This window comes from cyanobacterium endosymbiont of Epithemia turgida isolate EtSB Lake Yunoko (assembly GCF_000829235.1).
Classification (GTDB): domain Bacteria; phylum Cyanobacteriota; class Cyanobacteriia; order Cyanobacteriales; family Microcystaceae; genus Rippkaea.
Genome location: NZ_AP012549.1, coordinates 1,754,743 through 1,777,712 on the forward strand (window position 1 = coordinate 1,754,743; position 22,970 = coordinate 1,777,712).

Annotated in this window: 15 protein-coding genes and 3 pseudogenes; 7 read left to right on the plus strand and 11 right to left on the minus strand. The window is 34.4% G+C overall.

The genetic code is table 11. The features are described from left to right. Nucleotides 1-1,064 precede the first annotated feature (1,064 nt). Nucleotides 1,065-1,355: a YkvA family protein gene (locus ETSB_RS05385; RefSeq protein ID WP_044106768.1), complete on the plus strand. Its 291-nt coding sequence runs from the start codon at nucleotides 1,065-1,067 to the stop codon at nucleotides 1,353-1,355. 114 nt (nucleotides 1,356-1,469) lie between these two features. After that, nucleotides 1,470-2,741, plus strand: a complete 1,272-nt coding sequence (purD, locus tag ETSB_RS05390) for a phosphoribosylamine--glycine ligase (protein ID WP_044106769.1) — start codon at nucleotides 1,470-1,472, stop codon at nucleotides 2,739-2,741. 339 nt (nucleotides 2,742-3,080) lie between these two features. Here purD and ETSB_RS05395 read toward each other — a convergent pair. Continuing rightward, nucleotides 3,081-3,416: pseudogene (locus ETSB_RS05395) on the minus strand (7,8-didemethyl-8-hydroxy-5-deazariboflavin synthase subunit CofH); the annotation flags it as partial. 231 nt (nucleotides 3,417-3,647) lie between these two features. On the opposite strand from ETSB_RS05395, the gene ETSB_RS05400 reads away from it, so the two are divergent. After that, complete coding sequence (locus tag ETSB_RS05400; protein WP_044106773.1) at nucleotides 3,648-3,989, plus strand: hypothetical protein; 342 nt, start codon at nucleotides 3,648-3,650, stop codon at nucleotides 3,987-3,989. On the opposite strand, the gene ETSB_RS05405 is transcribed toward ETSB_RS05400, so the two are convergent. From ETSB_RS05405 to ETSB_RS05415, 4 genes and pseudogenes are all read right to left on the minus strand, one after another. After that, nucleotides 3,986-4,450 carry a two pore domain potassium channel family protein gene (locus ETSB_RS05405; RefSeq protein WP_232509867.1) on the minus strand — a complete coding sequence of 155 codons (465 nt, stop codon included), beginning with the start codon at nucleotides 4,448-4,450 and terminating at the stop codon, nucleotides 3,986-3,988. The genes ETSB_RS05400 and ETSB_RS05405 overlap by 4 nt on opposite strands. 634 nt (nucleotides 4,451-5,084) lie before the next feature. Beyond that, nucleotides 5,085-6,694: pseudogene (lysS, locus tag ETSB_RS05410) on the minus strand (lysine--tRNA ligase); the annotation flags it as partial. Between the two features lie 342 nt (nucleotides 6,695-7,036). After that, nucleotides 7,037-7,117 (minus strand): pentapeptide repeat-containing protein, encoded by an 81-nt coding sequence (locus ETSB_RS10910; protein WP_408643890.1) that lies wholly within the window; start codon nucleotides 7,115-7,117, stop codon nucleotides 7,037-7,039. A gap of 641 nt (nucleotides 7,118-7,758) precedes the next feature. Continuing rightward, nucleotides 7,759-7,968, minus strand: coding sequence for a hypothetical protein (locus ETSB_RS05415; RefSeq protein ID WP_044106778.1), 210 nt, complete (start codon nucleotides 7,966-7,968; stop codon nucleotides 7,759-7,761). 709 nt (nucleotides 7,969-8,677) lie between these two features. On the opposite strand from ETSB_RS05415, the gene ETSB_RS05420 reads away from it, so the two are divergent. Continuing rightward, nucleotides 8,678-9,838: a class I SAM-dependent methyltransferase gene (locus ETSB_RS05420; protein WP_044106780.1), complete on the plus strand. Its 1,161-nt coding sequence runs from the start codon at nucleotides 8,678-8,680 to the stop codon at nucleotides 9,836-9,838. A gap of 352 nt (nucleotides 9,839-10,190) precedes the next feature. Here the strand turns inward: ETSB_RS05420 and ETSB_RS05425 are convergent, their stop codons facing one another. The 4 genes from ETSB_RS05425 to fumC form a co-directional block, all read right to left on the minus strand. Next, nucleotides 10,191-10,430 (minus strand): BRCT domain-containing protein, encoded by a 240-nt coding sequence (locus tag ETSB_RS05425; protein ID WP_269763997.1) that lies wholly within the window; start codon nucleotides 10,428-10,430, stop codon nucleotides 10,191-10,193. Then, complete coding sequence (locus tag ETSB_RS05430) at nucleotides 10,427-11,512, minus strand: coiled-coil domain-containing protein (RefSeq protein WP_044106784.1); 1,086 nt, start codon at nucleotides 11,510-11,512, stop codon at nucleotides 10,427-10,429. Before ETSB_RS05430 ends, ETSB_RS05425 begins: the two co-directional genes overlap by 4 nt. 288 nt (nucleotides 11,513-11,800) lie before the next feature. Further along, complete coding sequence (gene recF / locus ETSB_RS05435; protein WP_044106786.1) at nucleotides 11,801-12,943, minus strand: DNA replication/repair protein RecF; 1,143 nt, start codon at nucleotides 12,941-12,943, stop codon at nucleotides 11,801-11,803. 1,119 nt (nucleotides 12,944-14,062) lie between these two features. Next, on the minus strand, nucleotides 14,063-15,457 hold the full coding sequence (gene fumC, locus ETSB_RS05440) for a class II fumarate hydratase (RefSeq protein ID WP_044106788.1): 1,395 nt from the start codon (nucleotides 15,455-15,457) through the stop codon (nucleotides 14,063-14,065). Between the two features lie 384 nt (nucleotides 15,458-15,841). Between fumC and ETSB_RS09310 the strand changes: the two are divergent. The 3 genes and pseudogenes from ETSB_RS09310 to ETSB_RS05450 all read left to right on the plus strand — a co-directional run. Beyond that, a pseudogene (locus tag ETSB_RS09310) lies at nucleotides 15,842-16,329 on the plus strand (GDP-mannose 4,6-dehydratase); the annotation flags it as partial. Between the two features lie 119 nt (nucleotides 16,330-16,448). Further along, nucleotides 16,449-16,625 (plus strand): NAD-dependent epimerase/dehydratase family protein, encoded by a 177-nt coding sequence (locus tag ETSB_RS10645; RefSeq protein ID WP_408643714.1) that lies wholly within the window; start codon nucleotides 16,449-16,451, stop codon nucleotides 16,623-16,625. 1,029 nt (nucleotides 16,626-17,654) lie between these two features. Then, the gene (locus tag ETSB_RS05450) at nucleotides 17,655-20,072 is read left to right on the plus strand and encodes a penicillin-binding protein 1A (RefSeq protein WP_044106790.1); all 2,418 of its coding nucleotides are present in this window, start codon (nucleotides 17,655-17,657) and stop codon (nucleotides 20,070-20,072) included. A 296-nt stretch (nucleotides 20,073-20,368) separates the two neighbouring features. Here the strand turns inward: ETSB_RS05450 and eno are convergent, their stop codons facing one another. Then, nucleotides 20,369-21,658: a phosphopyruvate hydratase gene (eno, locus tag ETSB_RS05455; RefSeq protein ID WP_044106793.1), complete on the minus strand. Its 1,290-nt coding sequence runs from the start codon at nucleotides 21,656-21,658 to the stop codon at nucleotides 20,369-20,371. Nucleotides 21,659-22,688: 1,030 nt separating this feature from the next. Further along, nucleotides 22,689-22,856 carry a twin-arginine translocase TatA/TatE family subunit gene (locus tag ETSB_RS05460; protein ID WP_044106795.1) on the minus strand — a complete coding sequence of 56 codons (168 nt, stop codon included), beginning with the start codon at nucleotides 22,854-22,856 and terminating at the stop codon, nucleotides 22,689-22,691. Nucleotides 22,857-22,970: the final 114 nt, after the last annotated feature.

Below are 22,970 nucleotides of genomic sequence, written 5' to 3' on the forward strand. Positions count from 1 at the left end.
ATTAGAAGTATTATGGAGTAATGTTTTCAGCTTTTATTTATTATGATGTTGTAACAGTTAGTATAAAAGAGTCTTAATTATTTTAGCTATCTTAATGTATTTCAAAGTCCAAGCTGCTCTATTACATAAGCTCTTTAACTAAAAACTAAAGAGCTTAAAAACATATAATTCATTATTTATATAAATAAATTAATACTAAATAATAACTTGCCTGTATTTTTACTATATCAATCTTATCAATCACTAATCGGTTTAATTTATGTATATTTTGATCTACAATTCTTGAATTGAATCTTTGATAATTGTTTCTATTTATTGTTCACTCAATTTTTTATACAAGTTAAACTATTTTTATCTTCTATAAAAGCTGATAATGAGTAATGGTAAATTCTTTTAAATTTAAACACAGTTAAATATTAAAATAAGCCTAATCTAATCCACGAACAAAATTTACTAGAATACTGTCTGTATGATAATCATGGCTTTTAATCAGCTTACTTTTGACAATTAAAGTGTATTCATGTCTTTAATTTATACATGGTAGGTTTAGCAGAACTATTCAATTATTTTATTTTCTCCTACTGACCTGTCGGAAGTTTCAACAAATTTATAATCAGAAAATATGGGGCGATCTTGACCACCTTTTTTAATTCTATACGAGCTTCTATTAAATTAGAGTTAATGAGAGCTAAATATTTAAATAATGTTTGCTATCAAATATAGAGAGGATTAGATATTAAGGTTAATAATAACTTTATTTCAAAATATTAAACTAAAATTTAGAAACTTTATCTCTTCAGAGATTTAGCTATTATTGAACAATCTAGAATTAGTCCAATATTATAGTAATTGCTTTATTTATTCTAGATAAAATCTATTTTTTGACAAAATTAATCAATGAGTAACTCTTGATTACGACTTTAACCATAATTATTGATTATCAATTGATTATTGGATAATCAACTTTAATATTGGGTCCGGAAATTTTCCCTTGATTAATCTAGCCAGTTTAAGTAAAGCTATGATTAAGTCAATCAGATTAAGTAAATTTTAGGTCAACAACTATGAACTATATAGTTCAAGCTTTCTATAAATGGTATCGAAATGCCATGAAACGTCCTAAGTATCGCTGGCTTGTGATTCTCGGAACTCTTATTTATCTATTAAGTCCTATTGACATTTCACCAGATTTAATCCCTATTGTAGGATGGATTGACGATGGCTTGTTGATATTTTTATTAGTGAGTGAACTTTCTAGCTTATTTTGGAGATACAGTCCAAAACGTCATAATGATAAAACTGTTGATGACAATTCTTCCTGCGTTACTACCATCGATGTTGAAGTTATTCAGTGAGTTATCTAACTTTATATAAAAATAAGGAGACCATATCAGGTTTTTAGCTTCTTAGTTTAATCCTTCTGTACTATTATCGATGGTGTCTTAAACGTAATTTAATAAGGAAAAAGGGTGAAAGTTTTAGTTGTTGGTGATGGCGGGCGCGAACATGCCTTAGCATGGAAATTGTTACAGTCTCTTCGAGTTCAACGGTGTTGGTGTGTTCCAGGAAATGGGGGCACCGCCTTATTAGAAAGGTGCGAAAATATCCCCTTAGCGGTAGAGGATATCGACGGTATTGCCCAAGTTGCTTTTAAAAATCAAATTGATCTGGTGATAGTTGGACCAGAAGTCCCCCTATCGTTAGGAATTGGCGATCTCCTTCAAAAAAAAGGTATCCCTGTTTTTGGTCCTACCCGACTCGGGGCAAAAATTGAATCAAGTAAGTCCTGGGCGAAAACTCTCATGCTTGAAGCGGGAGTTCCTGTCGCCCAAGGAAAAACTTTTACTAATGCAACCGCGGCTAAAGCTTATATTAATCAACAAGGAACCCCCATTGTCGTTAAAGCTGATGGATTGGCGGCTGGAAAAGGAGTTATTGTCACCCAAACAATCCCAGAAGCCTATGCTGCAGTTGATGACCTCTTTAAAATGGGATTTTTTCGGATTTTGGTAGAGGAATGTTTAATCGGAGAAGAAGTCTCTATATTAGCCATAACTGATGGAATTACAGTTCGTTCCCTGCTACCCGCCCAGGACCACAAGCGCATTGGAGAAGGAGATATAGGACTTAACACAGGAGGAATGGGGGCTTATTGTCCAGCCCCAATCGCCACACCAGACTTATTACAACGGGTCGATGAGGAGATTTTAAAACCCACTGTAGCCGCTTTACGCGACCGTGGAATAGACTATCGAGGTGTCTTGTATGCAGGGTTAATGGTATCGCCTCAAGGAGAACTCAAAGTATTAGAGTACAATTGTCGTTTTGGTGATCCTGAAACCCAGGCGGTGTTACCTTTGTTGGAAACTCCTTTAGACCAAGTGATTTTAGCTTGTGTACAACAGCGTTTAGAAGAGCTACCCCCCCTGCGTTGGCACTTAGGAACGGCGGTATGTGTAGTTGCAGTTTCTGCGGGGTATCCTGGAAAGTATGAGAAAGGGAAACTAATTACAGGTATTCAAGAAGCAGAGGCGATGGGAGTGACAGTGTTTCAAGCAGGAACGGCATTAGAAGGAGATCGCCTAGTCACAGATGGAGGAAGAGTTTTGGGGGTAACAGCAATCAGACAAAATCTTAGTGAGGCTATTATTGAAGTGTATAAAGGGGTTAATTCTATTGACTTTGAAGGAAAATATTATCGTCGAGATATTGGATATCGGGCGCGATCTAGAAAAGGTTAGAATTGATACAACTTTAAAATGGGAATTTTGTACTATGGGGTAAATATAGAAATACAGCTTAAGAGAAGATTAGCTAAAAGTCTTATGGGTTGTGGCTTAGAGTTATCTGGTTACCTATAACCCCAGGTGCACCTTACACAGTAACGGTTTCGGTAGTTTGAACCAGTGTACACTATAAAGATTGCGCTCCAGGAATGTGGAAGGGGCGTAATTTAACATTAGAACCCCTATACTATAGGTCCTCTGAATCTCCGCAATTTCAATCACTATTCATTCCCATTAGGGATTGATAAAGAGTCTGAGTATATAGTATCTCTTTGTCGGTCGATAGGGACGGTGGATAGATTGGATCGTCTTATTTAGCTCCAATTTAACCCAACTGGGTTGATGGTTAAAGATACAGTTTCCTAACATAATTCTTGCCACTGCTGTTAACAATAAATTATCTTTCAATATAGGTTGATCTCTCCTCACTCTTTTTTTCAGAGGTTGAGGGGCTTCTTTTCCAACAAAAGGTAATAAAACAAACTCTGTAATTCTAGCAGGATAACTCTTTTCAATAGCTATTTTTGGAAGGTTTCTTAAATGAATTAAATGTTGTATTTGTTGTTGCGGGGTTTCAATATGACCAGATAACATGGTACTCGTAGTAGGGATTCCTAAACGATGGGCAACGAGATTGCAGTGGGGCAAGAATAAAACAGTTTTGGCATAGGCTTTTATTTCGCCTGTCTATCCATTGATAAATTTATAAACCGAAAATGCTTAAATGTTGAGTTTTGGAAGAAAAGCATTTAACATTTAAGGAATTAATAATGATAGGTGATTGCATAATCAAGTTATCTACAAAAGGACATAAGAAGGCACAATGTATTTTTGAGATATGGCCAACACTCTTTTGATTGTATGAAAATTAAAGAAAAATTCGATCAATATCCTCCTGAGATGCAGCAATGGATGATTCAACAGGAAAAAAATAAATTAACTCGTATTAAACAGGCCTTGGAGAAAGGCACAACAGTTTACACTCAATCAAAACAAGAAAATAAAGGGAAATGGTTAGAAGAAACTATTCAATTATTAGAACAATACTTAAGCCTTCTTCCTCCAAGTGACTATTCTTTAGAAGAAGTTTCCGATAACTATATCTTACAAGTGTGGGAGAGGCTAGAAAATGATTCCAGTTTACACGAATTAATTTCTCAAGTGGAAACACGATATGAAGAATTACTAAAAATAAAACTCTAATCAGGCTTATCCAAACGCAATTTTTTAAGTAAACTGTACACAAGAGGAGAGAGAACAACCCCCATCGCTAAAACAAAAATTAACCCGCTAAACAGTGCATAAAGTGACGCAAAAAACTTGGCACTATTAGTTAATAGTGGACTAACAGGACCCATTCCACTGAGAATCATAGACGCTTCCACCATAGCATCGATCCAACTTAAATGGGCAGTCCAATGATAGCCAATAATACCGACTAAAAGTCCCAATAAGATAAAAAGAGTAGACAAACTCAGATAACTCACAAAATCACGAATAAATGTGTTGTTTGTGTAAATTCTTTTGTCCAAGAGTGATTCTACTTGTTTCCAGTCTTCCATGGATTGTGATGGGGGCTTTTGTTTGGAAAATAGATGGACATTATCCGAGTTTCTCGTCAGTTGTGGTTGGGTTATTGTTATACTCTTGAGTGGTTGTCTCATCTTTACCCTTAATAGTAAACATTCAACCCTAATAATAAACCCCCAAATCGGATTAGCCTAGTGGGGGATAGATAAATGTTACAGATTAAGAACATAAACTTTTTGGTAAAAATTAATACAGTCATTTAACAAAAAAATATCTTCCAAAGCAAAAGCGATCATAAATATTTAATAAAATTTAAAGATATGGCAATATAGAAAGTAAGTATTTAGAGATTTAGGTAGAAATTTAGGTCATCTTAGTATTGGAACAAGCTTTTTTAATGTCTGTACGAGATGATTCACATTTCTCCCTACGCCGCACACTCGAAAAAGATGGATATATGATCACATAAGATTATCTTATCTTAACTATAGAACAAACGCTTTAAAAAAAAGATTTAAGCTAGGGAAGTTGATTTTATAAAAAAAAACAAGTTTTAGCGCTCGCTTTATATCTCCGTACAAATTATATTTAAGTTCATCCATCAATGCTTAAGTCCCACTAATAACAATCAACTTAAATTGACCTAATTTAAGTATTTTAGACATCTCTATTAGCTCCGAATTCAATAATAATTTTGACAACTAAAGGATTGTCATTTTTAATTTTTTCTAATTCTTAGCAAGGAGATTTATGGACAAAGTGTTATTGATAGATACTTCTCTTAGTAAATTCAACTTTCAATTCTTCTTTCAGCATTATATTCACAAGATTTAACTAACTACAACACTCTGATTTTTTAAAAGAGGAAAAGCAACTACATCGCGAATACTGACTGAATCAGTTAATAGCATTACTAAGCGATCTATGCCAATTCCTAATCCACCTGTGGGGGGCATTCCGTATTCTAAAGCAGTCAAGAAATCTTCATCAACTCCTTGCGCTTCTAAGTTTCCTGTGGCCTTTTGGGCGGCTTGTTCTTCTAATCTTTGTCTTTGATCAATGGGATCAGTTAGTTCAGAAAAACTATTAGCTAATTCTCGTCCCACAATATAAAGTTCAAACCGTTCTACTAACCCTTTCTGAGATCGATGAGGCTTAGCCAAAGGAGAAATTTCTACTGGAAAATCCAGAACAAAAGTGGGTTGAGTCAGGGTTTCTTCCACGGTTTGCTCAAAGGCTTCATTGAGTAATTTGCCTAAAGAAAGACAATTATCAGAAACTTCAATTCCAGCTTTTTTAACAGCTTTTTTAGCTTCTTCAAAAGTTGTAAATTGATTAAAATCTAGACCGCTTTTTTCCTTAACAATTTCATGCATTGTTACTCTTCTCCACGGAGTAGATAAGTCGATTTCTTCCCCTTGGTAGCTAATTTTTAAAGTTCCTAAAGTATCTTGTGCTGCGGCGGTAATAAGATTTACAGTTAGTTCCATCATATCGAAGTAGTCAGCATAAGCTTGATACACTTCAATGGAAGTAAATTCAGGATTATGTTTAGTTGAAATCCCTTCATTGCGGAAAATTCTTCCTAATTCAAAAACCTTTTCAAACCCTCCTATAATCAACCTTTTGAGGTGTAATTCAGTAGCAATTCTCAGGTATAAATCCATCTCCAAGGTATTATGATAAGTGACAAAAGGACGAGCTTCCGCCCCCCCTGCTTCTCCTTGTAACACAGGAGTTTCTATTTCAATAAATCCTTTTTTATCTAAATAGCGACGAATCGAAGCGGTAATTTGGGCACGACGGCGAAAAGTCTGTCTTACCTGGGGATTAATAATCAAATCAATATAGCGTTGACGATAGCGTTTTTCTGTATCTGTTAATCCATGCCATTTATCGGGCAAAGGTAACAGGGATTTTGTCAAAATTGTATAAGTACTAACATTAATAGATAGTTCTCCCTTTTCAGTTCTTTTTAAATTTCCTGTTACCCCTAAAATATCACCAGTATCTGTTAACTTTTTGAGGTTATTAAACGCATCAGGAAAATCACCCATAGAGGATTGAATATGCTCCTTATCTAAGTATAATTGAATAGTTCCTGTTTCATCTTGTAACTTAAAAAAAGCTAGTTTTCCAAATACCCGACGGGCAATAATTCTCCCTGCGATAGCCACTTCTAGGTCAATTTCTTCCCCATCTTTAAGATCAATATATTTATCCTGTAAATCAGCCGCAGTATTAGTAGATTTCCATTTATAAGCGTAGGGAACTAAATTTAATCGTTTTAACTGCTCAACTTTCTCAAGACGTGTTGTGCGAATTTCTTCTAAAGTAGAAGTGGATTTGGATGCTTTTGAGGGCTGATTGGGAGACATTGTAATTTATAATTAAAATAGTATAAAACTATAAACGAAAATCTCTGTTTGGGATTACCTCCAAACAGGAACTTAAACGGAACTTCATTATAGCTTGTTACCTTTAAATATCTCGCAATTTAACCAAAATGTTATGCTTAAAAAATTAGGTAATGAAGCATAACTTTGATTTACAGTAGTTATTAAATGTTTAATCTGAAATTTTCTATACCAATAGGCTCTGGTCTCTACTGAAATCCACGTTCACTATACAGACGTCATGGTTTGTAAGTTAGTTCTTAGTAGTTTCGAGTCTAGTCTAATTAATTCGAGCAAACGTGAGATTATAACCGCATATATTACCTAAGCCTTTGCAAGGTTGGCTTCACGTAAATTCGCTTCCGTTAAATTAACATAACTGAAATGGGCTTCCCTAAGATTCACATTTCCTAATATTTACCTAACTTGAATTAGCTTGCCAAAAATCCGCACAAGACAATTAATTGTGCCTCTTCTTAGTGGAGTTAATTCCTGTTGATGTTTCTAAGCCATAGTTAAAGCTTTCACGTTCTTTGGGTCGTTCCATAAATAACACTTTGTCCAAAACTAGCTGCGGTTATCTGTACGTTGATGTACATCCACTTTACTTAATGTTTCGCCTTTATGTTTAGGCTTTGCGCTCAAATAATTGCTTAGCCATTTTGAAAACATTGGGATTGTCTGTATCAGGACACAATTGCTTTACTACATAAATGGAAATTACTGAAACAAATAAATCGGCAGACCCAAAGGCTACCCCAAAAATTTTTTTGTCTCAAATAAATTCCTAAAGGTTAACACCGGTTTTTACATTAAAGTGAAGTCCTATTGACTAATTTTAATACAGTAGTTCATGAAACCTCATCTACATCATGTTTTTGGGCTTTGACTAATTGAATTCAAATAAGGGTCAATACGAATTAATTAGAGTAGTCCAATTTCAATATTCTCTGAAGAACATAATCAAAATTTTCCAAGTTGACCATTTTTTCTTTAGATCATGTATCAGCAAGTCTCTCAATGTAGCCTTGCTGATTCTATAGAAGTTAATCGATGGAAATTGATTGGGGACCACTTCCAATAACGGAAGTGCTATCTGCATGGGTAAAATCTGTCAATCCTTGTTTTTTTAACCAGGTTTTTAAGGGATCTTCGGATAATTCTAGTTTTAGACTTCCAGATATAAACCCCCCAGTAAATGCTAATGGATGCTGTAAAAATTCTTGAAAAATAGGCTGTAATTCGTCGATAAACATCACAAATCTCCTTGTGTTTGATGGAATTAATAACTAGGGTTTTTTAAAAATTATTCTCTTCAATTGTCCCTTTCTTAAAGGTTAAGTCAATCCAAGTAAATGGGACAAACTTATAGAATAATTTGGTTACCTCTACAACCGCTGAATTATCAAGAAGGATAAATCCAGTTCTACTCATAATTGTTGTTCTGTTAGGAGCTTGTTTCTTAGGATCACTGTTTGAGTAGTTGCCTCTGATACTGTAACCATTTTGCCAGAAAACAACCTGATAATTTGGGTGTAAGCGAGCAAAGACTGACGGTTTATCTAAGTAGTCCCAACTGTATCAGTTCTTAAAGTTCTAACTTCGGACATTATCATTGATTCCATCACTCATCAGTGTAGAATATCGTCAGCAATGGCTACTCGTCAAGAGATTATTAAAAATCAAGAACACGCTCAAATTGTCAAAGAAGCTAATAGTTATCTCTATGCTTAATTTACTGGTTGTTAGATGAGGTTCATTGATGATATAGAATTTTTTGTCAATAAACTTAAAGGGGTGATTAATGTGCGATTAGTTTATCCTTCGGGAAGACTTATTTAAGAGTTAATCGTAAACGGATTGAGTAAATTTGACAGGCATTCAATAGTTAATATTTCTAGTATGCTAGACTAGCTTAGTGTACCTAAGTTACCTAATAATCTTAGTGTATTTTTTCTGAAGATTATGCAATTTATTATTGAAGCTATTGAACAATCCCCCCAGCAAAAAATCACTTTTGCTGACTATATGAGTCTAGCCCTTTATTACCCTCAAGGAGGATATTATTCTTCTGGACGAGCAAAAATTGGAACTCAGGGAGATTTTTTTACAGCCTCTTCTTTGGGATCATATTTTGGAGAATTGCTAGCTGAGCAGTTTTTGGAAATGTGGAAATTGTTAGGCTCTCCCAAAGCTTTTAATTTAGTGGAAGTAGGTGCGGGAAGTGGTTGGTGTGCTGCTGATATTTTAAAGTATTTACATGATAATTATCCAGATTTCTATGAAGTAACCCACTATATTATTGTTGAAGAAGCACAAAGATTAATTGAAAAGCAAGAAAGTATTATTAGTATAACTGGCAAGAAAAATAAAGTTATTTGGAAATCGTGGGATGAAATTGAAGACTTGTCTTTAACTGGTTGTATTTTTAGCAATGAATTAATTGATGCTTTTCCAGTTCATATAATAACTACTAAGAATAAAAAAATAACAGAAATATATGTAACGCAGTCGGAAGGAAAAATCAAAGAAGTCATCTCAGAATTGTCAACCACCAAAATTATTAATTATTTTAAATTAATTAATATAAACTTAAATGCCAATCAATATCCTGAAAACTACCGTACAGAAGTTAATTTGAAGGCTTTAGATTGGTTAAAAAAGATATGTAGTAAGTTAAAACGGGGTTATCTGCTAACAATAGATTATGGACATGTAGCTAGTAAATATTATCACCCTCAACGCCATAAAGGAACGTTAAAATGTTATTACAAACACCGTCATCATGATAATCCTTATATTAACATTGGACAGCAAGATATAACATCTCATGTTAACTTTACTGCTCTGGAAAAACAAGGAAAATTATTGAATTTAGAAACTATAAAATTTACTCAACAAGGATTATTTTTAATGGGATTAGGATTGGGCAGTCGCCTGTTGGAATTGTCCACAGGCAAGTATGATTTTCTTGACGTGATTAAACGTCGGGATAGCCTTCACCAACTAATTGATCCCATGGGGTTAGGAGGATTTGGAGTATTGTTACAAAGTAAAGGACTGACAAAAGAAGAAAAAAGGCAACCGCTTAAAGGTTTTTCAGGAGAAATTAAGCATGTATGTTAAGTATTTCAACTACCAATAATTACAATAATATCTCATAATCTATAAAAACTGATTCACCTGTAAACTTTGTATTAAAATTAACACCATATAAATGGTTGAATTGATTGGGATATGCCCAACTAAAAAAGTCTATAATAGAAAAGTAGTTAAAAAATAACAATGATTAAATGCCAGCTTACTTGAAAGTTCAGCTAATAGAATTAACGATTTTGTCATTTTTATTAAAAATCGCCTATTGACGATCACCCCCACCACGTGAAAGCAGCACTTGCGAAAATTGCTGCTTGAGATGTGAATATTTTATCTAGGGATTTAATTAAGATAGACAATAATATCACTTAGATAAGTATAACTATTTAGAGTTAACATCAACATCAACTCCAGCAGATTCAAGTAGTTCGATAAATTCAGTTTCTGAGAGTTGACAAATACCAAATTTTTGAGCTTTTTTTAGTTTATCACCAGGAGTTTCTCCCACGACAATATAATGTGTTTTAAAACTAAGAGAGCTGCTTAAAGTTCCTCCTGCTTGTTGAATATACGACTTAGCCTCATCTCGATTCATTTGGGATAAACTTCCTAATAAAACTATTTTTTTCCCTCAAATAAACTCTCTGGTTTTAAGCTTTTTTTATTTTCTTGTGTATTTCCTATAGCTAATTTTTCCTTGACTTCCTGAGTATCTTCTAATATAAATTGTGGTTGAGATCTAATCTCATAAGGTTGAGAAACACTATCTTTACTGCTCGATTGTTGCGTTTCTAACTCTTTGATTTTTTCTTGTAAATTAGACAGTTGTTCACGTTCTTTCGTTATAGTTTCTTCACAATTTTTTTTCTCTTGAGTTAAACTCTCTATTTTTTGTTGTAGTGTAGCTTCTAAAGCTTCTTTTTCTTTTGCTTGCTCTTGTAAATTAGACAGCTGTTTACGTTCTTTCGTTATAGTTTCTTCACAATTTTTTTTCTCTTGAGTTAAACTCTCTATTTTTTGTTGTAGTGTAGCTTCTAAAGCTTCTTTTTCTTTCGCTGATACCTGAAGTTGTTTTTCTAAAGACACTACTCGTTGATTTCCTTGCTCGAGAATCTCTTCAAATTTTTTCTTTTCTTGAGTTAAACTATCTATTCTTTGTTGTAAAGTAGCAATTTTCTCTAATTCTTTTTGTAATGTATTGACTGTGTGCTCCTTTTCTCGACGTAAACTCCCAAGTTGCTGTTGAAGGGAAGAAACTTGCTCTTGTTGCTTAATTTCTAATTGGCATTTTAATCTTTCTGATTCTTTGATGTCCTTTTCCAAGGATATAAGTTTTTCTTTATTTTTATCTAAATCTTTGGTTAAAGTGGTTATTTCTTGCTGTTTCTTCTCTAAATTATTAGCTAAATTACTCTTATCGAATTCTATTTTATTTACAGTCTCTCTGAGATTAGTAAGTTGATAAGAGACTTCATCAAGTTGATGCTGGATTTGCTCTTGATCATGAGTTAACGTTTTATTAGACACAACAACACGAGTTAGCTCCTCATGTAGAGTTTCTTTCTCTTGGTTGATCTGTTTCTGTTTGTCAACGAATTCTAATTCCCGTTTCCTGCTACTACGACGTAATTGCCAATAGTTAACCCAAGAAGCTCCTAAAACAAGTATCAATGCGGCAATTTCGTAAACCATTTGATTTTTCATATTACTTCTCCTAAATAAAAGCAGCCGCAGGCTAATCGTTAATGTAGAGCGTATTCCTCAGTCAAGCTGATGTGACCTATCTATATCCTTACTATATATATCAGGCTGTCATACTGGAAATAGGGTAAACAGATTAAATCTTACAAATCTTAATAGAAGAAGAGGTGGAGAAGTCGAGGAGTGTGAAAACGGTAAGATATACAAGAGAGTTATATTCAACATAATTTAAGGAATTTGATACCATCTATTAATAATTTAATTTTCTTAAAAAGATTACTAAATTAGCCTTTAACAAAGATTAATTTTACCAGCTTGTACCTTAAGAATTTGGGAGGATTGTAACCATTGAGTATCAAAAGAATGTAAATGAGTAGTCGTAATTAAAGTTTGACATCGTCCTTGAATTGCTTCTAATAGTTGGTTTTGGCGATTGGGATCAAGTTCAGCTAATACATCATCGAGTAATAATAATGGCGGTTCTCCTATCACCTTTTCAATCAATTGGAGCTCTGACAGTTTTAAGGATAATACAAGAGTCCGTTGTTGTCCTTGGGAGCCAGAAGATTTAGCAGGAGTTTTGTTAATTGTAAATTTCACATCATCTCGATGAGGTCCTACTAAGCTTGTCCCTAATTGTTGTTCTGCAATGCGACACTGTTCCATCTTATCAAGAAATGCTTCTTTCACTTGAGTTGGATCATCTGAATCACAGAAAATATTAGGTAGATAGGTAATTTCTAAGATTTCTTGTCCTCCACTAATATTTTTATGCCAAGTTTGAGCTAAAGAGGTTAATCTTTCTACTACTCTAGCCCTTCGCCTTGTTACCCGTGAACCAGTCTCTACTAACTGCCGATCCCAAAGGTGCAATTGAGATATCTGGAACTCTAAATCAGCAGATGTTGCTTGTTCAGCGACTTTTTTTCGTAATTTTTTTAGTAGGGCATTACGTTGACGTAAAACCTGATAGTATTCGTGTAATATGTAAGTATAAACCGGTTCTAGTTGAACTAATAGAGTATCTAGCCAACTTCGACGAGTATCAGGTGAACCCCTAACTAGGTCTAAGTCTAAGGACGAAAACCCTACCGCGTTAAGACTTCCCAAAAATTCCAGATGGCGGCGTATATTTTCCTGGTTCAGAGTTAAAGTTCGTCTTCCTGGGGAACGCAGGATAATGCTGAGGTCTGATTTCCCGTAGGTTCGTTCAACATTACCCAAAATTTTCCCTATCTTCTTTCCTTCAAAAATTAAATCATGATCGCGGTTTGTTCGATGACTTTTGAGAGTAGCTAATAATTCCACTGCTTCAAGGATATTGGACTTTCCTTGGGCATTATTTCCTAACAAAATAGTTTTTTGCCGATCAAATTTAACTGATTGTTCAAAATAATTCCGAAAATTATGTAAACGTAAGGTTTTGAGATACATTTTTTAGGCAGAGGGAAAAGAAGGGGATAGATAGTAGGGGATAAATCGAATGTATTGTAACCCTTCTCTTCTGCTTCCAACGTAAATTCCAATTATAAAGAAAATACAAGTATAAATACTTTAATCGACTCAATTGAAGTATTAGCTTAGACAAAAATATGTAGTATTTCCTTAAAAGTTTAATATTTTTTCAATAAAGCTAAATTTTCTATGAAAATAATAATGGGCTTTTTCTCTTAAATTAATTTAATTTCTCGAAGAACAATATCGTATATGATGAACTGATGTGTTTAAAGTCGGGGTAGAAAAAGATTTTATTTGAGTCAAGGAGATAAACTTAAATAAATTTAAAATAAAAAAGTAATAAAAAGAACGATTACTATATTCCAGCTTACCTAAAGATTCAGCTAGTAGAGTTAGAATAACAAAAACTATCAAAGTTGACTAGCGATCCGAAAATTTACTTCAGAACAAGAACAATAGCAGAAATATTATATTTAAACCCATTAAACCTAAGAGGATCGAAAGTTAAAGAAATTGCAGACTAGGTGAAATTATTATAAAGTGCAATTTCTAGAAAAATTAGTCTAATCAATAATATAAACTATAGGAATATATAGACTAGTTTTACATATCTTCCAAAGAGAACAAATAGCAAGAAATAAAAAATCAAAGAAAATAAATGAGTCGAGAGAATGTTTAAAATAAATATAAGTTGAACTCATAAAACCAAGAAAGTTAACTAACTAAACACTAAATAAAATAGTCTAAACCCTATTCAATAGGTTAAAATTAGTGTTAAATTTACGCCAGCCAATCAATATCTCTATGAATTTTGAGATTTGTTTGAGTTTCTTCTGCTAGGGTATTCTTCGGTTCTATTAGTATGAGTTAACAGTCCACTTAACAGCCGAATAGTTCTTGACAGAGTGTCGTTTATTCTATGTAGGACTACTTTATTGAAGCTTACACAGCTTAATTTAAATAAGTTTTATTGAATCGCTTCTTCAAGAATTAAGATCCGTTACCTGATTTCACAATTTTTTGAGCAGGTATTAGAGATTATTTCTTGGACCTTATTGAGACTTTTAGATTCAGACATAGAATAGACATAATAGTTTATGGTTTATCCTGCAGAGGATAAGCCATCTCTTCAGGACTAACGAAAAAATCAAATTCTTCAGCAGACAGAAAACCCAAACTAACACAGGCTTCCTTTAAAGTTATCTGTTCAACATAAGCTTTCTTTGCGACTTTTGCTGCATTATCATAACCAATATGAGGATTTAGCGAAGTTACTAACATTAGAGAGTTGTTTAAATAATCTTCAATTTTTTCCCTGTTAGGTTCAATACCTAAAACTAAATGGTCTGTAAAAGAGGAACAAGCATCGGCTAATAATCGAATAGAATTTAGAATATTAAAAATCAATATAGGTTTAAAAACATTTAGTTCAAAATTTCCCTGACTTCCTGCTATTCCTATAGCTGAATCATTACCTATTACTTGTACACAAACCATGGTCATTGCTTCACATTGCGTGGGGTTAACTTTCCCTGGCATAATTGAAGACCCCGGTTCATTTTCCGGCAATATTAATTCTCCTAAACCACAACGAGGACCCGATGCTAACCAGCGAATATCATTCGCAATTTTCATCAGGGAACCTGCTAAGGTTTTAATGGTTCCACTAGTCATCACTATAGCATCATGGGCGGCTAAAGCGGCAAATTTATTAGGAGAGGAAACAAAAGGTAAATTGGTTAACTGAGCGATTTCATCCGCTACCCGTTGGGCAAAATCTGGGTGAGTATTCAACCCAGTCCCAACTGCCGTTCCCCCAATTGCTAATTCATAGAGGTCAGGTAAAATTCGTTGAAGGCGATCAATATTTTTATCAAGTTGAGAAATATAGCCTGAAAATTCCTGTCCTAAACTTAAAGGAACCGCATCCATAAGATGGGTTCTACCAATTTTTATAATGTCATGAAATTTTTTTTCTTTTATTGCTAAAGCATCCCGTAATTTCATCACCATTGGCAATAAATTATACTGAATTTTTTCTACCGTAGCAATGTGCATCGCCGTAGGAAAAGTATCATTAGAAGACTGAGACATATTAACATGATCATTGGGATGAATAGGGTCTTTACTCCCTAAAACACCTCCCGCTAATTCAATCCCTCGGTTTGCGATTACTTCATTTGCATTCATGTTGGTTTGCGTGCCACTTCCTGTTTGCCAAATACTCAAAGGAAAGTGAGAACAAAGATCTCCCGCAATGACTTCATCTGCGGCTTGTGTAATTAATACAACTTTCTCAGAGGGCAATTTTCCTAAGTCATAATTAACTTTAGCCGCCGCCTTTTTTAAAATACCAAAAGCCCTAATCATTTCTGGAGGCATGATATCATTACCAATAGCAAAATAATGGAGTGAGCGCTGAGTTTGCGCTCCCCAGTAGCAGTCATCTGGGACATCAATAGCTCCTATACTGTCGGTTTCAGTTCGCATGCCATCTCTTCATAAGGTACTATAACTATATGTCATAATTATACTCCATAGTTTCCCGGACTTCTTGTGGTAAAATCCAAAACTATCCCTCGTAATAGACTTCTAAAATAATTAGACTGAATCCTATTTTTTATTTAAAAATCTATGAGGTTCAGAACTATTTATTAATTAAAGTAACCGGGTATATTTTAGTATCTCTTGGGGAAGATTAACTAGTTTTTATTTTATGGAAGTTTTAGGTTTTGAAAAACCAAGAAGTCTATAGTTCGTAATTTTTTATTATGCTAAACGTAAGTTTTAAAATTAAAAAGATAAAAATTAAAACGATGCGTATAATTGATAACGACTTAATTTTGAACTTAAAAGATATACAACTATTTACCTATAACTCAATCTGAACGTGCCCTAATTATAGGCATCACTGGCTAAGATGGCTCTTATCTAAGTAAATTTTTATTAAAACAGAGATACAAAGTTGACGGGATTATTCGACAAATTTTAACGTTTAATACTAATCTGGTAGCTCATTCCTCCATTATAGAGATTTAACTGCTAGTGTCACCTTCTGTTGAATTTTAGAATAAGTAAAACTTGTTGAGATTTATAATTTAGGAGCATAATCTCACGTTATGGTCAGTTTTAATTCTCCAGAATATACTGTAGACTGAGTGGAAATCGGAACTTTTCGATTTCTAGAAGCCATTTGAGACTACTCACACTGCACAGGAATTGAAGTACGCTTTTATCAAGCAGGATCATCAGAAATGTTTGGGAAGGTTCAAGAGATTACCCAAAAAGAAACTATCCCCTTTTATCCTTGTAGTCCCTACGCATGTACCAAAGTTAACGCTCATTGACAAACGGTAAATTATTGAGAATCTTACAATTTATTTGCTTGTCATGGGATTTTGTTCAACCATGAATCCCCGACTTACAGGTTCTGAAAAATTGTTAACATGTAGCTAATAAATCCGATATTGTTATTATTTATTTGGCTGCCCATGTGGGAGGAATTGGCTTAAATCGAGAATCCCCCGCCGAATTATATGACGATAATTTTATAATGAGAACTCAGTTAATTCACGCTGCTTATGAATCAGGAATAGAAAAGTTTATCTGTATGATAACAATTTATGCTTGCCTGAAGTTCACATATATTACTTTTTAAAAAGATGATTTTTAGAATATATATCCATAATAAACTAACGCTTTTTATAATTTTGTCAAGAAGGCTTTATTAGTTCAACTTAAATTTTATTACTTGCAATATATATTTAATATAATTAATATTTTTAAATTAATTTATATGAATATAAATATTGTTTTAATTACCATATTTTTTATGCCATTTCTATTTTAATTTTAAAAAGATATAAAGCCTGATTACGAGTATATGAAACCCTTTATATTTAGGATAATGGTTCTTTTAGGAGATATTTTTTATACTTAATAAATACAGAAAAATAAATGATAATTAAAATTTAATTGCATAGTTATTTACCCCTTGCTAACTTAGCAATAAATAATGAAATTTTTATTTAAAATCTAGAAAAATAGTCTATAAATTTATATTTTTAATAAAATATTATGCAATAAAAATATAAATTAAATCATAAATATAATCGTTAATCAAGTATAAATCATGTACTAAAAATTGTAATCGTAAAATACAAGCCGAATTAAAATAATAGTTCAATAATACTATCCATTTTTAGAGTAAGGATAGCAATAAAATAACTGCCTTAATCTTGATTATTTTTGAAAAAAATCGGAAATATTTTTAAGGTTTCCGCTAATAAATTTTACTGTTTAAGATTAATTTTGATAGAGCGATAAAAATAATGGACCTTCTATACTGGTTTTTATAAATTGGTAGCTAATAAATTTAAATATTTTTATTATTTAAATATTCTACGAGTCTAAAGCCTTGATTTTTATAAAAATAAGTATTGTTTTATTAAGAACTTAAAAGGGTAATACTTTTAGCTTTGATTTACTAAAATTGTTGTTACAGTAATTTTGGAAGAGCTGAAACAATCATATGTAAATTAAATTAATATGATTTAATAAATGAAAAATAAAAATATAATAAAACTCGATAGATTGAAATGAATTATAATAACTTATCCATTAAGCAAAAAATTATGTATTATTTAGATAGATCACACCCGTTATTAAGATTTGGTGAGGAGTAGGCGTGTTTAATCAGTTAGGGTCAAAGTTTAGGGAGACAATAGATAAAATTCTGCACTCAAAATCAGAAAACTTTGAAGGAAAAAATAAAAATCTAGGTAATAACTCTGATGACATCGAGTCTTGCCAAGATAAAAATCAACCTGAAATCAGTTTCTCAGTAAAAATTTCTAAGACTTTGCCTCAACTGGTTAGCTTATGTAAAGATGTGTCGCAAACCTCTATTAATTCTGTTAAACGAATTATCTCCATAAGCTATAACCCAAAATTTTTTCTGTTGTTTGGAATAAGACTAGGAGCCATTGGTGGTATGATTGCCCTAGGATATGGCATCTATCAACTTGAAAGTAGCATCACGGAACCAGTTGAAGAAGTCCTCACCTATGCTCCTCCTAAAACCTTAATCATTAAATCGTCTGATGGAACTGTTCTTAAAGAAGTAGGGCCAGTTACCCATGAAAAACTAAAAATTTGGCAGATTCCTGACCTCGTTATTCAAGCATTTATTGCTAGTGAAGATCATCGCTTTAAGAACCATCGAGGGGTTGATATACATGGAGTTGTTCGTGCAGCTTTTTCTAACTTATTGGCAGGAGAAGTAGTGGAAGGGGGAAGCACAATCACCCAACAACTAGCACGCATTGTTTTCTTAAACCAGGAAATTAATATAATCCGAAAAATCAAGGAAATGCGCTTGGCTCAGAAAATAGAAATAAAATTGACTAAAGACCAGATCTTAGAACGTTATCTTAATTTAGTTTATCTAGGATCGGGAGCCTATGGGGTTGCCGATGCAGCTTGGGTCTATTTTAGTAAACCTATCGATCAACTAACTGTAGCTGAAGCGGCGACCCTAGCGGGAATTGTACCCGCTCCCAGTGTTTATTCTCCCATCCAGAATAAGGCAGCCACTATCGAACGCCGAAATCTCGTACTACAAAGAATGAAAATTAAAGGCTTTATTAGTGCTTCTCAAGTAAAAGAAGCAATTGCTGACCCTATTGTCCTAAAACCTAGTAAACCCAAACGGCTACAAGGAAAAGCTCCTTATTTTACAGATTATATTCAACTTCAACTGCCGAAATATCTCTCTAAAGAGGTGTTGCAACAGGGGGGAATTGTGGTAGAAACCACCCTCAATAATCAATGGCAAGAAGCTGCCGAAGCCGTTATTGAAAAGGCCGTGATAGAATATGGTCGATGGCAAGGGTTTAAACAAGCAGCATTGACGGCGATTGATCCGCGTAACGGACAAATTAAAGCGATGGTTGGGGGAAAAGACTACAAAAATCATCAATATAATCGGGTGACTCAAGCTCAACGTCAACCAGGGTCTACCTTTAAAACTTTTGTTTATGCTACCGCGATCGCTGCCGGACTTTCGCCTGAACAAACTTTCCAAAACTCTCCCTACGTGGTAGATGGTTATAGACCAGAAAATTATGGTGATCGCTATAGCGGCGTTCCCGTTTCCATCCGCAAAGCCCTCGCCTCTTCATTAAACGTAGTAGCGGTTCAAACATTGGTGAAAGTGGGATGGCACCCCATCATTGAAGTTGCAAAAAAAATGGGTATTGAATCGGAGTTAAAACCGACCTATTCTTTAGCATTGGGAGCATGGGAAGTTAATTTACTTGAATTAACCAGTGCTTATGGAACGTTAGCCAACTTCGGTATTCATCAACGCGCCCACGGCATTGATCGCGTTCTTGATCGCCACGGGCAGATTCTATATCAAGCTACATTTCCTTCTAAAGAAGTGATCGACTTCGATACCACTGCCATTATGACTTCTATGCTACAGGGGGTAGTGACTGGGGGAACCGGAACCTCTGCTCAATTAGGAAAGCGACCGGTAGCAGGAAAAACAGGAACCTCTGATAAAGCCAGGGATTTATGGTTTATTGGCTATATTCCCCAGTTAACAGCGGGGGTATGGTTAGGGAACGATAATAACCGTCCCACCAGGGGATCAAGTACCACGGCTGCGGCTATTTGGAAAGAATTTATGGAGGAAGCTGTCAAGGGTACCCCCATTGAGTCTTTTCCGCTTGTTCCCAATATCAAAGGACGTAAACCAACCATTAAAGCAGAACCCATCAGTCCGCAAAAAAAATCATATGCAGTGGCTACACGGTCTGGATCATCGCGTTCAAGATCTATGTTCAGTACCCGTCAGAAAAAACAAGCCGTAACTCGCCATCGACGCGTCTACACTCGTTCTCAACAAGTAGATCCAACTCAGACAAGAAAACAGTCAGTTACTCCATCAAATCCTCCCCCACAAACAGCAGTTACGTCCCAAACTAAACCTCCTGTTTCTAATCCTCTTGCTGCCCCTAGTTCTACTATAATGTCTAGCCCTATTCCTAAGGCTGAATTTGCACTTCCAGCTCCCCCTGTATCACGTAAAGCTAATTAACTACCTGGGTGAGGAATCAGGATACTTAACCTAAGCAAAACATTAAATAGATAAAGTTAAGCAAAATACAGTTTTTTGGGCAATTTACCTCCTTTTTTTGGGGCTATAACGCACTCAAATAGTTTTTTAGTATATGGCGTTATGTTAATATACCCTACAATTTTATGAGTTCGGAGTTCTACGTTGAATGTACTTTTCGTGTATGCCTTTTAAGTATAAAAATTTATCAAAAGAACAAACCCACCTCGAAAGGTGGGCAAAATGAATCAATCAAATCCGAAGGTAGGTTTAAGTCCTTATTGAGGTCCTAAACCTACCTTCGGCGCATAAAGAGCGCAATCACCTAACTCTTCTTCAATCCGTAACAATCGATTATACTTAGCAACACGTTCACTGCGACACAAAGAACCGGTTTTAATCTGTCCAGCGCGAGTAGCTACAGCTAAGTCAGCAATAGTAGTGTCTGAGGTTTCTCCTGAACGATGACTAATCACTGAACTATACTGTTTGCGAGTTGCTAAAGCAATAGTTTCCATGGTTTCGGTGAGGGTTCCAATTTGATTGAGTTTAATCAAAATAGAATTAGCAACTCCCATATCAATTCCCTTCTGTAAACGAGTTGGGTTAGTGACAAATAAATCATCCCCCACTAATTGAATGCGAGAACCCAAAGACTCAGTATGAAGTTTCCAGTTATCCCAGTCCTCTTCTTGCAAGCCATCTTCAATGGATATAATAGGATATTGATCCACTAATTTAGCTAAATACTTAATGAATTCTTGGGAAGAATGGGCTGAACCATCATAGACATATTGTCCATCTTTGTAGAATTCACTTGAAGCCACATCCATGGCCAAAGCCATTTGTTTTCCAGGTTTATACCCTGCCCGTTCGATGGCTTCAATTAGTAAATCTAAGGCTTCTTGATTAGACTGAAGATTGGGAGCATAGCCCCCTTCATCCCCCACGCCAGACAACAAGTTACGTTCTTTGAGAACTTTACTCAGAGTCGCGAAGACTTCAGCCCCCCAACGCAACCCCTCCTTGAAGGAGTCGGACCCAATGGGCATCACCATAAATTCTTGGAAGTCAACATTATTATCCGCATGGGAGCCCCCGTTAAGGACATTAATCATAGGGATAGGGATAACATTGGCTAAAGGACCTCCTAAATAACGATAAAGAGGGAGCTGTAGTTCAGCCGCTGCTGCTTTAGCCGTCGCTAAAGAAACTGAGAGAATAGCATTAGCTCCCAATTCTTTTTTATTAGAAGACCCATCACAATCAATCATTTTCTGGTCAACAGAAATTTGATCAAAGGCGTTGGTATTCAACAATTGGGGCGCAATTTTTTCTTTAACATTACAGACAGCGTTGAGTACCCCTTTACCACCATAGCGGTTAGGGTCATCATCCCGTAATTCGTGAGCTTCAAAACTACCTGTTGATGCCCCACTAGGAACTTGGGCAATACCAAATGCACCTGTTTCGAGAAACACTTCTGCTTCAATGGTAGGGCGACCACGGGAGTCTAAAATCTCTCTAGCGGTGATGGCTTCAATGAGAACTTCAGGTTTGTTTAGCATGGATTAGGTCTGTCCAATAATAGAGAAATATGATTATTAAGTGAGATGTATACTGACAATACAGCTATTTTCATCAACAATGAAGAAAAATCATTTATTCACTTTCTGGAATTGTGTTTCCACAATCACCACATTTACCTTATCAAGACTCGACTCTGATCGTACTTCACAATCTGTCAAAACAAACAATTTACCTTCTGAATTTGTTGCTAATCGATTTGAAGTATTCTAGGTATAATCTCAGTTTTCAGAGTATAACTAAAGTATTCCCGACAGAAACAAAATCGTTAGCAGCCACTACATTGATAGTAATTTGAGTAAGCTCTTTAATGACTTCAGTATTGGGAAAATCTACTTCGACAAGTTCTCTTTTTCTGTTAAAATTGACAATAAATTTATTAATCTCGCTTTAAAATTCCGTTTTAATCACCACTAAGTCTGTACCGATACTGAAGACCATACGAAAACCTAATTTTTTTTTAACTTGTCTGTTGAGCTCAATTAAATAAATTTTTACTAACTTCTTCAGTTCTCTAAGCAATGAGTTCAATCGACAGAATACAGCTAATCATTTTTTTATCTCGCTTCTTTGTATTTTCTTAACTCAATAGGTTGATTAAATCGACAACTTTCTTTGATTGTGCCATTTATTCTTACGGGGAGTGGAAAGGTTAACTGTTGTACTTTAGCAAGCAACGCTGTAATCATTCTTGACGGATGTTAATGCGACCTTATTCGCATTAGTTTGTTTGAATAGCTATAAAAAATAATTTATCAATGCTTTTCACTCCTCAACAATGAGATGAACATATTTGTTTATTCTAAATTATTTTTGTTTACTTTAATAAAGGAGAAACTCGAATAGTTATATTTATGCTCGATAAATTATCGAAATTAATATATAATTCTCAAATCTAGAGGAGCTATCTCTTAGTTAAAATGAATCTAATATTAGGATATTGAGTCTAGTCAACTTCTCAGATTGGACTATGAATTAGGGTTTATAACATTCATTAGTTAACAATAGCACTCAATTTTTATCATTAAAATACTCATCTCCGAAAAAATGAATTTCATCTTTAAATCCACGTAGAGGTTTTCCTAAAGTAGCTCCAATCTTAGTAATTTTTTTAGGACCAAAAATTAATAAAGCAACGCCGATAATAACCACTACTTCCGTCCATCCTAATCCGAATATATGAACTTCAGATACTACAATGATGAATTCGGTTTAATCAATAAACTACTAGCAATATTCTATGCTAAAAAAATACCGAAGTTTAAAAGATAACACTGAATTAATGTCTTGACA

Bases quoted from the DNA above. Each gene is read 5' to 3' on its own strand.
- ETSB_RS05385 (WP_044106768.1), top strand. From the start codon at position 1,065: ATGAACTATATAGTTCAAGCTTTCTATAAATGGTATCGAAATGCCATG.
- ETSB_RS05400 (WP_044106773.1), top strand. From the start codon at position 3,648: ATGAAAATTAAAGAAAAATTCGATCAATATCCTCCTGAGATGCAGCAA.
- ETSB_RS05405 (WP_232509867.1), bottom strand. From the start codon at position 4,450: ATGAGACAACCACTCAAGAGTATAACAATAACCCAACCACAACTGACG.
- ETSB_RS05415 (WP_044106778.1), bottom strand. From the start codon at position 7,968: ATGTTTATCGACGAATTACAGCCTATTTTTCAAGAATTTTTACAGCAT.
- ETSB_RS05420 (WP_044106780.1), top strand. From the start codon at position 8,678: ATGCAATTTATTATTGAAGCTATTGAACAATCCCCCCAGCAAAAAATC.
- ETSB_RS05430 (WP_044106784.1), bottom strand. From the start codon at position 11,512: ATGAAAAATCAAATGGTTTACGAAATTGCCGCATTGATACTTGTTTTA.
- recF (WP_044106786.1), bottom strand. From the start codon at position 12,943: ATGTATCTCAAAACCTTACGTTTACATAATTTTCGGAATTATTTTGAA.
- fumC (WP_044106788.1), bottom strand. From the start codon at position 15,457: ATGCGAACTGAAACCGACAGTATAGGAGCTATTGATGTCCCAGATGAC.
- eno (WP_044106793.1), bottom strand. From the start codon at position 21,658: ATGCTAAACAAACCTGAAGTTCTCATTGAAGCCATCACCGCTAGAGAG.